The sequence below is a fragment of the Dinoroseobacter sp. S124A genome, from assembly GCF_049801015.1.
Lineage (GTDB): Bacteria > Pseudomonadota > Alphaproteobacteria > Rhodobacterales > Rhodobacteraceae > Dinoroseobacter.
In genome coordinates this window covers 244599-257399 of sequence record NZ_JBNAGD010000002.1, presented here as the reverse complement: position 1 = coordinate 257399, position 12801 = coordinate 244599, and the positions used below count along the sequence as shown (strand labels likewise).

Here is a 12801-nt window from a genome sequence, read left to right as displayed (position 1 = left end):
CCCTCCGGGGTGACGCATCGCCCCGGGGTTTCGCCCTGCCGCCCGCTGATTGCAAGGAAATGGTCAGGCCCTGTCGGTCCTGTCGCGGGGTCCCGCCAGATCGTGCAGGATCGGGCAATCGGGACGGTCATCCCCGTGGCAGGCCGAGACGAGCGTCTGTAGCGTCTCTTGCATGGCGCGCAGCTGTGCGATCTTGTCGTCGATCCGGGCCAGATGCTCTTCGGCGACGGCCTTGACCTGCGCGCTGGCGCGGTGGTCGTCCTCGTAGAGCGCGAGCAGGGTCCGGCAATCCTCGATCGAGAACCCAAGGGTGCGCGCCCGGCCCAGAAAGGCCAGCTTGTGCAGGTCGCTGTCGCGAAACACGCGGTAGCCATTGGCACTGCGCACCGGACGGATCAGGCCGATCTCTTCGTAATAGCGGATGGTCTTGGGGGGCAGGCCCGCGCGTTCGGCGACATCTCCGATATTCATCGGCTCACTCCGCAGGCTGCGGCGCAGAGGCCGGGCTGGATGCGTGATCCGCCCCGGCATTGACCGGCGCGAGACGCCGGAGCCGCAGGGCATTGCTCAGCACCGAGACCGAGGACAGCGCCATCGCCCCGGCGGCAAAGATCGGCGAGAGCAGGATCCCGAAGGCCGGATAGAGCACGCCCGCCGCCACGGGGATCAGCGCCGCGTTGTACCCAAAGGCCCAGCCGAGATTCTGGCGAATATTGCGCAGGGTCTGCTGCGAGAGATGCCGGGCATTGACCACGCCGCGCAGATCTCCGGACATCAGCACGACATCCGCGCTCTCAATGGCGATATCGGTGCCGGTGCCGATCGCGATGCCCACATCCGCATGGGCCAGCGCGGGCGCATCGTTGATCCCGTCCCCGACAAAGCCGAGCGTCGCCCCGGGCCGCGCTGCGCGCAGGGCATCGAGCGCGGCGACCTTGCCGTCGGGCCGGACCTCGGCGATGACCTCGTCGATGCCCGTCTCGCGGGCAATGGCCTCGGCGGCGGCGCCGCTGTCACCGGTGATCATCGCCACCTGCAGCCCTTGCGCTTTCAACGCGGCAATCGCGGCGCGGCTGCCGGGCTTGATCGGATCGGCCACGGCCAGCACGGCCACCAGCACGCCATTCCGGGCCACATGAACCACCGTGCGGCCCGCGGCACCGAGCCGGGTCGCCTCAGCCTGCAGGCTCTCGGTGGACAGACCCGCCTCCGCCATCATCCGCGCCGTGCCGATCTGGATCTCGGCCCCCTCCACATGTCCGCGCACGCCCGTGCCCGTGTCGCTTTCGAACCCGGTGACCGGCGCGAGCGCGATGCCCTCGGCCCGGGCCGCGCGCAGGATCGCCTCGGCAATCGGGTGTTCCGAGGCCGCCTCGACACTCGCCACCGCGCGCAAGAGCTCCGCCCGCGCGACGCCCGGCCGGGTCACCACATCCGTCAGCTCGGGCCGCCCGGCGGTGACCGTCCCGGTCTTGTCGAGCGCGATGATCCCCACCTGGCTCAGGCTTTGGAGCGCGTCGCCCTTGCGAAAGAGCACGCCCATCTCGGCCGCCCGTCCGGTCCCGACCATGATCGAGGTCGGCGTGGCGAGCCCCATGGCGCAGGGGCAGGCAATGATCAGCACCGACACCCCAGCCACCAGTGCAAAACCCGGCCCCGGGCCAAAGGTCAGCCAGATCGCCACGGTCACAAGCGCGATGCCCAGCACCGCGGGCACGAACCAGCGCGTGACCAAATCGACGAGCCCCTGGATCGGCAGCTTGGCCCCCTGTGCGTCTTCGACCATGCGAATGATCTGGGCCAGCGTGGTATCCGCCCCGGTCCGGCTGACCGTCACCGAGAGCCCGCCCGCGCCGTTCACCGTACCGCCCGTCACCGGATCGCCAAGCGCCTTGGCCACGGGCAAGGGCTCGCCGGTGATCATGCTCTCATCCACGAAGCCACTGCCCTCGGCAACGGTCCCGTCCACCGGGATCCGCTCGCCCGGGCGAATGCGAACGGTATCGCCCCGCCCCAGCGCCTCGACCGGCACATCCACCGGCACCCCGTCGCGCAAGAGCCGTGCCACTGGCACCTGCAGGCCGAGCAGGCTCTGGATCGCAGCCCCCGTGCGCCCCTTGGCCCGCGCCTCCAGCCAGCGCCCCAGCAGGATCAGCACCACGATCACCGCGGCGGCCTCGAAATAGACCGCGCGGGTGGCCTCGGGCAGCAGCCCGGGCGCGAAGGTTGCAACCATGGAAAAGCTCCAGGCGGCCCCGGTCCCCAAGGCCACGAGGGCATTCATATCCGGCGCGCCATGGCGCAGGGATTGCCAGCCACGCACAAAGAACAGCCGCCCCGGTCCGAGCAGCAAAATCGTGGTGAGCAGCGCCTGCAACAGCCAGGAGGTCTGCATCCCGATGGTCCCGGCAATGAGATGGTGAAAGGCTGGGATCAGATGGCTGCCCATCTCGAGCACGAAGACCGGCAGGGCCAGTGCCGCGGCGAGGGCTGCCCGCCGGGCCATATCCTGCGCCTCCTGTGCCTGACGCTCGGCCCGGGCCGGGGGGCTGGCCCCATCGGCAAGGGTTGCCGGAAAGCCCGCCTCGGACACGGCCGCCATCAGTTGCGCCGGGCTGGTCGCCCCGTCGAGATAGGTGATCGTTGCCGCCTCAGCGGCCAGATTGACCGACGCCGTCTCAACCCCGGGGATCGCCGTCAGCACGCGCTCCACCCGTCCGGAGCAGGACGCGCAGGACATGCTAGAGACCGACAGGGTCGTGCTGGCCATGCGCGGGGCGTAGCCTGCCTCCGCCAATGCCGCGGATACGGCCCCCAAGGACCCCGGATCGCGCAGCGTCACCCGGGCCTCCTCGGTGGCGAGGTTCACCGCGCTGTCGGCCACCGCCGGAAGCGCGGCGAGCACACGCCCCGCCCGCCCGGCGCAGGAGGCGCAGTTCAGCCCCGTCAGGGACAGGGCGTATTGATGAGCATCGGCTTGGGACATGGCAGGACTCGGTCTAGTGTCCTGCCTATTTAAGGCTTCCAGCCACTGGAAGCTCAAGGGGGCGGAGAATTTGCCGCGCCTGCCAGCCGCAGGGCCAGCGCGCTGCGCGGAACCAAACCTACGTCCCCGGGCGCGGGGATCCCCGGCTGGATCCGGGCCAGACGGGCCACGCGCTGCGAGCCCTCACCCGGCTCCGCCTACTGCCCCGGCTGCGGTGTTCCGGGTGTTCGGAAAATGGCCGAGGCCGTCGCCGCGTTCGTCGCCATCAGCGTGTCATAGAGGATCGCCAGCCGCAGCAGGGATTTGACATCCACGTCATGGGGCAGCGCCGAGAGCGGGTCGATGAAGAAGACCAGCGCATCGAGCTTGCCTTCGGCGATCATCGCGCCGATCTGCGCGTCCCCGCCCAACGGCCCGCTCTTGAGCGCGGTGATGTCGAGCCCCGCTTCCTCGCGCAGCCGCCCGCCGGTCGTGCCCGTCGCAAAGAGCGCATGGGGCTCCAGCAGCGCGCGGTGATCCTTGGCCCAGGCCACCATGGCGTCCTTGCGTTGGTCATGGGCGACCAGAGCGATGGAATATGTCATTGGGCTCAGCTCCCCTTTTGCGTCTGACCCTCTCTATAGGCCATGGGGACCGGCCCGTCGCGGAGAATGCGTCGCAGGGACAGCCGCCCCTGCCCGATTGCCCTGTCGCGAGGGCCATGTCAGCCTGAGGGGACGTTCCAAACGCCGGAGAAGCCCATGCCCCCGCTCACCAAAACCGCCGCCCAGATGGTCGCCGACGCCCGCGCCCGGATCGAAGAGATCGGCACCGAAGAACTGATCGCCATAATCGAGGATCCCGAGGTGGTGATCGTCGATATCCGCGACATTCGCGAGCGGCAGCGCGACGGCTACATCCCAGGCAGTGTCCATGCCCCGCGCGGTATGATCGAGTTCTGGGTCGACCCGGACAGCCCCTATCACAAGCCGGTCTTTGCCCAGGACAAACGCTATGTCTTCCACTGCGCATCGGGCTGGCGCTCGGCCCTGACTGCGGCCACCTTGCAGGATATGGGCTTTGCCGCCGCGCATCTGCGGGATGGCTTCAAGGACTGGAAAGCCAAGGACGGCCCGATCGCGCGGGACGACTAGCGGTCAGGTAAAGACCTTCGCCACCACGAGGAGTGCGCCCAGAAACGGGACGGCCCCGGCCAGCACCCAGAGCCCGTCGCGGGTCAGCATGCCCAGCGTGATCAGTGCTATCGCAGCACCAAGCAGCGAGGCGGAGAACGGCACAAGCTCGAAAAACGGGATGAGCGCGGCCAGCGCGATGCAGCTCAGGGGCAAGGCGAACCAGATCGGGCGGCGAAAGAGCAGCCCGATCCGGCGATGGGCATGCCGGTCAAACCAGCGCCCGACTGGCAGGACCCGCTCCAGCCCCGCGCGCAGCCGCTGCCCGGCAATCGCGCGCCGCTTGATCCAGGAGGGCAGCCACAGGCAATGGCGTCCAGCCAGCATTTGCCCGGCGACAAGGATGATGATCAGCGCGTTAAGGCTTGAAAACAGGGGAATTCCACTGAGCGGCGAGACCAGCGTGATCGCCGGCAACAACAGGAGCGGCAGGAAACTCGCCTGCCCGAAGGCCGTGATCAAATCACCGATGGAGACATCGTCCCGCTCGGCCACATCCAGCGCGCAATCGAGGACGCGGGTCATGGACCAATCGTCATCCTCCTCGACGTCCTGTGGCGCCACGCTGGCATCGGTCATTCCGGCTCAAACCCTGTAACACCGCCCCCTGCGGTCCTTTTCAACAGATGGCCCTTCGGCGGGTTTATGCAAGACGCGCGGGGGAAATCCGCTGCAGGCGCGAAGCAGCCAGCCAGCTTGCCCCCGCCATGGCCGCCGCCGTCCCAAGGCAGAGCGGCAAGCTCCCCAGCTGATAGCTGAGCCCCGAGAGCAGCGTGCCCAGCAGCCGCCCCGCCGCGTTGGACATGTAGTAGAAGCCCACATCCATTGTAACCCGCTCGGCCTTGGTGAAGGCCAGGATCAGGTAGGAATGCAGCGCCGAGTTCAGGGCAAAGACCACGCCGAAGAGCATCAGCCCCGCCACCAGCGCGCCGGTGAGCCAGGGAGCAGGTGCGCCGGCCAGCGCCACCAGCAGTGCCAGCATCGCCGGGATCAGCGCCAGCAACCCGACCCAGAGCCGTGCAAGCCCGGTGATCTGGGCATCGGTCTTGTCCCGCGCCCGCAGCAGCGCCGGCGCAAAACCCTGCACCGCCCCATAGCCGATGATCCAGAGCGCCATGAAGGTGCCGATCTGGAAGAACGCCGCGCGGTTGCCCTCGACACTGCCATCAGACAGCACGCTGTAGAAATAGATCGGAATACCGACAACGAACCACACATCCCGCGCGCCAAAGAGGAACAGCCGTGCCGCGCTGAGCCAGTTGACCCGCGGATCCTTGGAGAAGACATCCTTGAACTTCGCGCCCTTCGCCCCCTGCGGCAGGCCGGGCGGCATGAAGATCACCACGGCCGCCAGCACCAGCGTCAGCGCCCCCGCCATGGCCCAGACTGCCGGGACAAACCCGGCGGTCGCCAGAAGTGCAGCCCCCAGCAGAAACCCGAGCCCCTTCACCGCGTTCTTGGACCCGGTGAGCGCCGCGACCCAGCGGAACAGCGCACCCTGCCCCGAGGGGGCCAGCACCTTCACGGCGGATTTCGCGCTCATCTTCGACAGGTCCTTGGCCACGCCGGAGGCCCCCTGCACCGCCATCACGAAGGCCACCGAGGCCGCGACGCTCCAGCCCGGGTCGAGCTGTGCCAGAGCGACCAGCGCCGCGATCTGGATGCCGAGCCCGGCATAAAGCGTCGAAGTCAGGCCGAACCGCGCCGCGATCCAGCCCGCGCTGAGATTGGTGATCACCCCCATGAGCTCGTAGAGCAAGAAGAGATAGGCAAGCTGCAGCGCCGTGAAGCCCAGCGTGTGGAAATGCAGCAGCACCAGCATCCGCAGGGCGCCATCGGTCAGCATGAAGGCCCAATAGGCCGCCGTCACCGCCAGATAGGCCCGCAGACCAGAGGGGGCAGCGGCGCTCATAGGCTGGCCAGCACCATGCGGGTCACATCCGCCAGCCGCCACGCATAGCCCCATTCATTGTCGTACCAGGCATAGACCTTCACCTGCGTCCCGTTGACGACCATGGTGCTCTGTGCATCGATGATGCCCGAGCGCGGGTCATTGGTATAGTCGCAGGACACCAGAGGGCGCGTCTCGTAGCCGAGAATGCCCTTGAGCTCCCCTTCGGCAGCGGTCTGAAAAAGGGTGTTGACCTCCTCAACGCTGGTCTCGCGCTCCACCTCGAAGACGCAATCGGTCAGGGAGGCGTTGAGCAGCGGCACCCGCACCGCATGGCCGTTCAGACGGCCCTTGAGCTCGGGGTAGATCAGGGTGATCGCCGTGGCCGAGCCGGTAGTTGTCGGGATCAGCGAGTTCAGGGCCGAGCGGGCCCGGCGCATGTCCTTGGCGGGCCGGTCCACGATGGTCTGGGTGTTGGTCACGTCGTGGATTGTGGTCATGGAGCCATGCTTGATCCCCAGCCCCTCATGCAGGACCTTGACCACCGGCGCGAGGCAATTGGTGGTGCAGCTGGCCGCCGTGATCAGCCTGTGCTGGTCCGGCTCATAAATCTGTTGGTTGACTCCATAGACGAGGTTCACCGCACCGCCGTCCTTGACCGGGGCCGAGACGACGACCTTGCGGATGCCGGCGTCGAAATAGGGCGAGGTCTTGGCCCCGGTCTTGAAGACCCCGGTGCAATCGACCACGAGGTCGACCCCCAGCGCCGCGAGGGGCAGCTTGTCGAGGTCACTTTCCTGCGTGAAGCGGATCGCCTGCCCGTTGATCGACAGGCTGTCGGGACCATGCGCGATCTCTGCATCCCAGCGCCCATGGACCGTGTCGAATTCCAGAAGCAGCGCATGCTGCTCAGGCGTGCCCACCGGATCGTTCAGCAGAACCAGATCCGCCTCGAGCCCCTCGTCGAAAAAGGCTCGCAGGACCAGTTTTCCAATCCGGCCCAGGCCGTTCAGCGCGATTTTCGGGCGCGTAGATGTCATCTCGTCGTCTTTCCGTAAGGGTGGCAGGGGTCAGGGCGCGGGGCGCCCGATCTCGTCCAGCCGGGCCTGAAGCGCCAGTCTGTCGAGGGATTGAAACGGGAGTGCAACAAAGCGTTCGATGCGGTCGCGCATCTGACGATAGGTCTCGGCAAAGGCGCGGGATGTCTCCGCTTCGTCCCCCTGCACCTGCGCTGGATCCGGCATGCCCCAATGGGCGCTCAGGGGCAGACCGGGCCAGGGCGCGCACTCTTCATTGGCGGCAGCGTCGCAGACCGTGAACACGAAATCCATATCCGCCGCATCCGGCGTCTGGATCGCGGAGACCGGTTTGGATCGCAGCCCTTCGACGCCATGCCCATGCTCCGCCAGCACCTCGAGCGTGTGCGGGTTCACACGACCGGTCGGCATGCGCCCGGCGGACCGCGCGGCAAACCGCCCCTCGCCCAGATCTGTCAGCAACTGCTCGGCAAAGATCGAGCGGGCCGAGTTCCCGGTGCACAGGAACAGCACGTTCCGAACCCGTGGCTCCGCTGCGGGACCCGGATCAGGCAGGCAAAGATCCGGGCGCCCTCGGCAGCAATCAGCGACCAGATAGCTCAGCAGATCTCCCATCCGCCCCATCTCGGCCGCGTAGATCACCGCGCGTCCTTCGCGGCGCGAGTGGACTAGACCGGCCTGCTGCAACGCCGAAAGGTAGACCGACAATGTATTGGGCTTCAGTGAGAGCGCCGCCGCCATTTCGGACGGGCGCACCCCTTCGGGTCCACGCCGCACCAGCAGGCGAAACACCCCCAGACGACCGGGATGGCTGAGCGCGTCGAGCGCATCGGAGGCTTCGATCAATTCCATAATTCATGAATATATGAACTATGGAATTAGACAAGCCCCAATTCCCCGCCAGAGCTGCTTTTTGCAAATCACGCCAAAGTGACATAGACTGGACGGGTCATCTCGCCGCTGGGGGGACGGAGATGCATCGATACAGCCGATTTGCGCTCAGCTACGCACCGGATCCGGAAACGGATCTTGCGGTGTTGGGCAAGCATTGGCTCGGCTGGGATCTTGAGCGGGGTCAGGACGTCCCGCTGTTGAAGATTGATCGCCTCCCCTTGCCCCTGTCGAAGATAGCAGCGCGTCGGCGTCGCTATGGCTGCCAGGCCCTGCTGGTTGCCCCCTTTCGCCTCGCCGCCGGGCATTCGCCCCTCGACCTCCACCACCGCGCACGCGCCATTGCTGAGCATTGTACCGAAGTGACCCTCGCGGGATTGCGGCTCGACCCGCAATCGGGCGCCATCGCCCTGCTGCCCCGGGACGAGAGCCCGGCGCTGGAGCGGTTCTGCACCACGGTCACGCGCAGCTTTCAGGATTTGCAGGTCCCGGCCACAGGCCCCGCCCATGCGGAGGTACCCCGCCAGGACACCCCGCCCCCGTTTCAGTTCCAACTGAGCGATACCCTCCCTCGGGCCGAACTGATCGCCCTGGCGGCTGCCATGCGGCCGATCATCGAGCCCAACCTGCCCCGGCCCTTCCACCTGCGCAGCCTCAGCCTTGTGGGCGAGGACGCCACCGGGTGGTTCCGCCTGATCCAGCGCTACCCGCTGCGCGCGTCGGGCACCGCCCTGATCAGCGATGCTCCGATCCGGGCGGAACGCCCCCGCATGCCCTTGCTCTGGTAAGCAGTCCAGAGGGTCAGATGCGCGGTGTGTTTTTGGGGGCAATCTGCCCCGCTGGAACAATGCCCGTGCCGTCGAGGGGAGGAGGAGGCCGACGGAAACGGGCATTGCCAGACGAGGTCTTTGTGACAGCGACACAACCGATCGTCACTGTAGGTTCACATTACTGCAAGTTCAGGGCCCGTCCACTTTTGCTGAATTTGGCGCGCGCAAAATCAGTGTTTTTGCAACGGCTTTTACAGGCTGCGTTTCGCAGATGCGCCCTTGGGGCCAAATGCCTCTTTTGACGGCATTCTGAGAATGGATCAGCCGTGGGCGTGCCCAAGATGGGCGTAGCCCGACCAGAGAATCGCGCCCCCGACGAGGCAGATTAACAACCCGGACAGGTAGGGCGCGGCGGCGAAAACCGCGTCCAACCGCCCGCTTCGCTGCCGCATGGCCGAAAGACCCATGGCCGCCACAACCCCGACCAGCACCAGCGTCGCCGCAAGCCCCAGCGAGAAGGCCGTCACAAGGGTCACCCCAAGCCCGATCTGTCCCAGATGGAGACAGAGCAAAAAGACCGTGATCGCCGCGGGACAAGGGATGAGGCCCCCGGAGAGCCCAAACAGGATCGTCTGCGCTGTCCCGGTCCGCCCCTGCGCCAGACGTGCCTCGATCTCGCTGGCATGGGCGCGGGTATGGGCGTCCATAGGGTGATGTCCGTGTCCGTGTCCGTGTCCGTGTCCGTGTCCGTGTCCGTGTCCGTGATGCGCGTGCGCCATCGTTTCCGGACCCGCAACAGGCTCAACCGACCTGTTCGTATGCCGCCTTGTGTGCCCCTGTTGCGCCAGCATCCACACACCGATCGCGATCACCATCGCCCCGCTCAGCATCATGAAATAGGGCTCCAACGCCGCGCCGATCAGCGCATCGCCATAGATCAGGGCCAGCGCCGCCAGCACCCAGACGATCAAGGAATGGGACAACGCCGCCGACAGCCCGAGAAGCACCGCCTGCCCCACCGTGCCCTTGGCGGCGATGATATAGGCGGCCATCATGGTCTTGGAATGCCCGGGCTCCAGCCCGTGCAGCGCGCCCAGCGCAAGCGCCAGTGCAAAGAGCACCAAGGGGTTGGCCCCACCTGCCGCAATCATCCCGCTCAGATCCATGCAGCCCTCCCTTTGATCCGCGTGTGACGGGCCGTCTGGTCAGTCATCACAGGTACTTCGTCAACGCGCGCATCTCGTCCAGCGCGGCTTGCAGGGCCTCGGGCTCCGGCGCGGGGGCGCTCAGGCAATGGTCCATGTGATCCTGGATCAGAACGCGTTTCGCCTGCTCGACCGCCTTCTGCACCGCATGGAGCTGCTGGGCAATCTCGGCACAGGGTCGCCCATCTTCCAACATGCCGCCGATAGATCTCAAATGCCCCTCGGCACGTTTGAGGCGCTTGGCGATGGCGGGATGGCTGGCATGTCTGTGCGGCTCGGTCATCGGGGCAGCTTATCCTCCCCCGGGGGATAGGTCCACGTGACGTTTTCCCCGTTGCGGACCACCGCCCCTTCTCCGGCGCGCAGCCAAACGCGCCGCAACTGCGCCCCACTTCCGGCGCGATCCCGGATCAGGATGGAGCAATGCGCGACGGGTGATCGTGTACCATTGGGAGGAAAGGATGGATCTGACAGATCTCGACTGCCAAGGGCAGTTCGGCCCCTTGCAGTTCTGGCTCGGGACCGCCGAAAGCGACGCCTGCCTGAGCCTTGCGGTTACCGCCTTGCAAGGGGCGGTGGTTCTGGCCGCGGCGATCACCGCGCGTCACTGGATCTTGCGCCAGTCCCGCCTCGCGCAACAGCCCTGCCCGGTCACCCGCGGCGGAGACAGGGACGCGGCCTCCGCCCCCGCTGCATGGCCGCCGAGCCACCGGAAACACCCCGGAGCATAGTGAGGTTCCTGTGGCGCCCGGCGCAGTGCGACCCGGCACCGCCGGGGAGGGCTCCGCCGCAGAGCGCCGAGTGGCGCGGCCTGCCGCGTCGCGGAGACGCTCTGCCCCGCGACCAAGTCCAGGGCGACGCCCCGGCCCCCGCCCCTCCTAGCGCAGGCGCTCTTCGGTTTCGGCGTCAAACAGCATGACCCGATCCGGCGACAGGACCAGACCGACCCCACTACCCTCCGGCAGCGGGTCCTCCTCCCCGGCCTCCACGGTCAGCCGCGCCCCATCTGCCGCCTTGAGATACAGGTAGGACACATCCCCGAGCGCCTCGGTCACGTCGACCAGATGAGTGTCCCCCGCCGGATCAAGCTTGAGGTGTTGCGGGCGCACCCCGACAATCACCTTGCCGGACCGCCCCTCGGCCGCTGGCACCGCCAGCGGCGCGACCCCGTCCACATGGACCATGCCGTCCAGGATTTCGCCCTTCAGGAAATTCATTGCGGGCGACCCGATGAACCCGGCGACAAAGACATTGTCCGGGTCGCGATAGAGATGCAGCGGCGCGCCCACCTGTTCGATCTTGCCCGCGCGCAACACCACGATCTTGTCGGCCAGCGTCATCGCCTCGACCTGATCATGGGTCACATAGACCATGGTCGCGCCGATCTCCTTGTGCAGACGGGCGATCTCCACCCGCATCTCGACCCGCAACTCCGCATCGAGGTTCGACAGTGGCTCGTCGAACAGAAACACCTCCGGCCCGCGCACGATGGCCCGTCCAATCGCCACCCGCTGCCGCTGCCCGCCCGAGAGCGCCTTGGGCTTGCGTTTGAGATACTGATCGAGCTTGAGGATCTCGGACGCCCCCGAGACCTTCTGCCTGATCTCGTCCTTGGGCACGCCGTTCATCTTGAGCCCGAAGCCCATGTTTTCCTCAACGGTCATATGCGGATAGAGCGCATAGGTCTGAAACACCATCGCCACGCCCCGCTCGGCAGGGTCCAACCGGGTCACATCCCGGGGCCCGATCGAGATCGTCCCGTCGCTGGTCTCCTCCAGACCCGCGATCATCCGCAACAGCGTGGACTTGCCACAGCCGGACGGGCCGACAAAGACGCAAAACTCGCCATCCTCCACGGTCAGATCCACACCATGGATCACCTGCGTGTCTCCATAGCGCTTGATAGCGTGTTCCAATACGATCCCGGACATGCCCGGCCCCTCCTCCGTTCAGGTTCCTGTATGTGGCAGCGCGTCGGTGGCACCTGGAAAGTGCCAGTCCTGCGCGTCTGCAGCGATGCGCTCCGCCGCGTGGCGAATGAGCGGTGCGTGCGCCTCGAGGGCGGGCAACGCCATGCGGGCGGTGGTGCTCGTGATCGACAACGCGCCCAGCACGCGCCCGCCCCCGGCAAGGATCGGCAGCGCAAGGCAGATGATCCCCGGTTCATGCTCTTCGCGATCAAAGGCGTAGCCCCGGGCGCGGATCTCGGCGAGATCCCGGCGCAGGCTCTCGCCACTGGTATGGGTGTGTTCGGTAAAGCGGTGGAATGACTGCTGCGAGATGATTCGCGCCAGCTCGGCCTCCGGCAGGAAGGCAAGCATCGCCTTGCCCACCCCGGTGCAATAGGCCGGCCCGACCTTGCCCGCCTGCGAGAACATCTCGACAGGCTTCGCGGCGTTGCGCTTGTCCACATAGAGCACCTGAGCATTGTCGAGCTGCGCGAGATGGACCGTCTCGCCCAGCTCGGCGCTCAGGGCATCCACATGGGACCGCGCCAATGGGGCTAGCGAGCTTTGGGTCCAGGCCGCATGGGCCAGACGCACAAGGCGCATGCCCGGCGCATAGGTCTGCCGGTCCGGATCATATTGCAACATGCCCTGATTGGTCAGCGTCTGGACGAAGCGATAGAGCGTCGCCTTGGGGAACGCGCTGTCGGTCAGAAGCTCGCCAAACCGCACCGGGCGGCCATATGCGGCCACTTGGTCCAGAACAGCCAGCGCCTTGCCGACGGTACCATCTCCGGTCATGCGGGTCTCCTCCCTTGGCTCCGCTCTTGGCGGCGGAAACCTGTTGACAGCATAGGCGACGTCAGGTCATCATTTCAATATATAAAACTTGGTTTCAAATAT

14 protein-coding genes are annotated in these 12801 nt (G+C 66.6%); 3 read left to right on the top strand and 11 right to left on the bottom strand.

Going from position 1 to position 12801, the window contains the following annotated elements:
* Positions 1-63: 63 nt before the first annotated feature.
* The 3 genes from cueR to ACP15I_RS06120 all read right to left on the bottom strand — a co-directional run bounded on the left by cueR (position 64) and on the right by ACP15I_RS06120 (position 3570).
* On the bottom strand, positions 64-471 hold the full coding sequence (gene cueR / locus ACP15I_RS06130) for a Cu(I)-responsive transcriptional regulator (protein ID WP_424974371.1): 408 nt from the start codon (positions 469-471) through the stop codon (positions 64-66).
* A gap of 4 nt (positions 472-475) precedes the next feature.
* Positions 476-2986 (bottom strand): heavy metal translocating P-type ATPase, encoded by a 2511-nt coding sequence (locus tag ACP15I_RS06125; RefSeq protein ID WP_424974370.1) that lies wholly within the window; start codon positions 2984-2986, stop codon positions 476-478.
* A gap of 197 nt (positions 2987-3183) precedes the next feature.
* On the bottom strand, positions 3184-3570 hold the full coding sequence (locus ACP15I_RS06120) for a methylglyoxal synthase (RefSeq protein ID WP_424967834.1): 387 nt from the start codon (positions 3568-3570) through the stop codon (positions 3184-3186).
* A gap of 156 nt (positions 3571-3726) precedes the next feature.
* Between ACP15I_RS06120 and ACP15I_RS06115 the strand changes: the two genes are divergently transcribed.
* Positions 3727-4119 (top strand): rhodanese-like domain-containing protein, encoded by a 393-nt coding sequence (locus ACP15I_RS06115; protein ID WP_424974369.1) that lies wholly within the window; start codon positions 3727-3729, stop codon positions 4117-4119.
* 3 nt (positions 4120-4122) lie between these two features.
* Here ACP15I_RS06115 and ACP15I_RS06110 read toward each other — a convergent pair whose 3' ends face one another.
* From ACP15I_RS06110 to ACP15I_RS06095, 4 genes are all read right to left on the bottom strand, one after another.
* Entirely contained in the window at positions 4123-4737 is a 615-nt protein-coding gene (locus tag ACP15I_RS06110) for an exopolysaccharide biosynthesis protein (RefSeq protein ID WP_424974368.1), read from the bottom strand.
* 64 nt (positions 4738-4801) lie between these two features.
* Positions 4802-6070, bottom strand: coding sequence for an organoarsenical effux MFS transporter ArsJ (arsJ, locus tag ACP15I_RS06105; RefSeq protein WP_424974367.1), 1269 nt, complete (start codon positions 6068-6070; stop codon positions 4802-4804).
* The gene (locus ACP15I_RS06100; protein WP_424974366.1) at positions 6067-7089 is read right to left on the bottom strand and encodes an ArsJ-associated glyceraldehyde-3-phosphate dehydrogenase; all 1023 of its coding nucleotides are present in this window, start codon (positions 7087-7089) and stop codon (positions 6067-6069) included. Before ACP15I_RS06100 ends, arsJ begins: the two co-directional genes overlap by 4 nt.
* 30 nt (positions 7090-7119) lie before the next feature.
* The gene (locus ACP15I_RS06095) at positions 7120-7938 is read right to left on the bottom strand and encodes a helix-turn-helix domain-containing protein (RefSeq protein WP_424974365.1); all 819 of its coding nucleotides are present in this window, start codon (positions 7936-7938) and stop codon (positions 7120-7122) included.
* A gap of 122 nt (positions 7939-8060) precedes the next feature.
* Between ACP15I_RS06095 and ACP15I_RS06090 the strand changes: the two genes are divergently transcribed.
* Positions 8061-8765 (top strand): DUF1045 domain-containing protein, encoded by a 705-nt coding sequence (locus ACP15I_RS06090; protein WP_424974364.1) that lies wholly within the window; start codon positions 8061-8063, stop codon positions 8763-8765.
* A gap of 302 nt (positions 8766-9067) precedes the next feature.
* Here ACP15I_RS06090 and ACP15I_RS06085 read toward each other — a convergent pair whose 3' ends face one another.
* Both ACP15I_RS06085 and ACP15I_RS06080 read right to left on the bottom strand, forming a co-directional pair.
* Positions 9068-9913, bottom strand: a complete 846-nt coding sequence (locus ACP15I_RS06085) for a nickel/cobalt efflux transporter (RefSeq protein WP_424974363.1) — start codon at positions 9911-9913, stop codon at positions 9068-9070.
* Positions 9914-9959: 46 nt separating this feature from the next.
* Positions 9960-10235 (bottom strand): metal-sensing transcriptional repressor, encoded by a 276-nt coding sequence (locus ACP15I_RS06080; RefSeq protein ID WP_424967825.1) that lies wholly within the window; start codon positions 10233-10235, stop codon positions 9960-9962.
* A gap of 178 nt (positions 10236-10413) precedes the next feature.
* On the opposite strand from ACP15I_RS06080, the gene ACP15I_RS06075 reads away from it, so the two are divergent.
* Positions 10414-10683: a hypothetical protein gene (locus tag ACP15I_RS06075; RefSeq protein WP_424974362.1), complete on the top strand. Its 270-nt coding sequence runs from the start codon at positions 10414-10416 to the stop codon at positions 10681-10683.
* Positions 10684-10830: 147 nt separating this feature from the next.
* Here ACP15I_RS06075 and ACP15I_RS06070 read toward each other — a convergent pair whose 3' ends face one another.
* Positions 10831-11883 (bottom strand): ABC transporter ATP-binding protein, encoded by a 1053-nt coding sequence (locus tag ACP15I_RS06070; RefSeq protein WP_424974361.1) that lies wholly within the window; start codon positions 11881-11883, stop codon positions 10831-10833.
* A gap of 18 nt (positions 11884-11901) precedes the next feature.
* Positions 11902-12699: an IclR family transcriptional regulator gene (locus ACP15I_RS06065; protein WP_424974360.1), complete on the bottom strand. Its 798-nt coding sequence runs from the start codon at positions 12697-12699 to the stop codon at positions 11902-11904.
* Between the last annotated feature and the right edge of the window lie 102 nt (positions 12700-12801).

Coding starts and splice junctions, on each gene's coding strand:
- cueR (WP_424974371.1), bottom strand. CDS start 471: ATGAATATCGGAGATGTCGCCGAACGCGCGGGCCTGCCCCCCAAGACC.
- ACP15I_RS06125 (WP_424974370.1), bottom strand. CDS start 2,986: ATGTCCCAAGCCGATGCTCATCAATACGCCCTGTCCCTGACGGGGCTG.
- ACP15I_RS06120 (WP_424967834.1), bottom strand. CDS start 3,570: ATGACATATTCCATCGCTCTGGTCGCCCATGACCAACGCAAGGACGCC.
- ACP15I_RS06115 (WP_424974369.1), top strand. CDS start 3,727: ATGCCCCCGCTCACCAAAACCGCCGCCCAGATGGTCGCCGACGCCCGC.
- ACP15I_RS06110 (WP_424974368.1), bottom strand. CDS start 4,737: ATGACCGATGCCAGCGTGGCGCCACAGGACGTCGAGGAGGATGACGAT.
- arsJ (WP_424974367.1), bottom strand. CDS start 6,070: ATGAGCGCCGCTGCCCCCTCTGGTCTGCGGGCCTATCTGGCGGTGACG.
- ACP15I_RS06100 (WP_424974366.1), bottom strand. CDS start 7,089: ATGACATCTACGCGCCCGAAAATCGCGCTGAACGGCCTGGGCCGGATT.
- ACP15I_RS06095 (WP_424974365.1), bottom strand. CDS start 7,938: ATGGAATTGATCGAAGCCTCCGATGCGCTCGACGCGCTCAGCCATCCC.
- ACP15I_RS06090 (WP_424974364.1), top strand. CDS start 8,061: ATGCATCGATACAGCCGATTTGCGCTCAGCTACGCACCGGATCCGGAA.
- ACP15I_RS06085 (WP_424974363.1), bottom strand. CDS start 9,913: ATGGATCTGAGCGGGATGATTGCGGCAGGTGGGGCCAACCCCTTGGTG.
- ACP15I_RS06080 (WP_424967825.1), bottom strand. CDS start 10,235: ATGACCGAGCCGCACAGACATGCCAGCCATCCCGCCATCGCCAAGCGC.
- ACP15I_RS06075 (WP_424974362.1), top strand. CDS start 10,414: ATGGATCTGACAGATCTCGACTGCCAAGGGCAGTTCGGCCCCTTGCAG.
- ACP15I_RS06070 (WP_424974361.1), bottom strand. CDS start 11,883: ATGTCCGGGATCGTATTGGAACACGCTATCAAGCGCTATGGAGACACG.
- ACP15I_RS06065 (WP_424974360.1), bottom strand. CDS start 12,699: ATGACCGGAGATGGTACCGTCGGCAAGGCGCTGGCTGTTCTGGACCAA.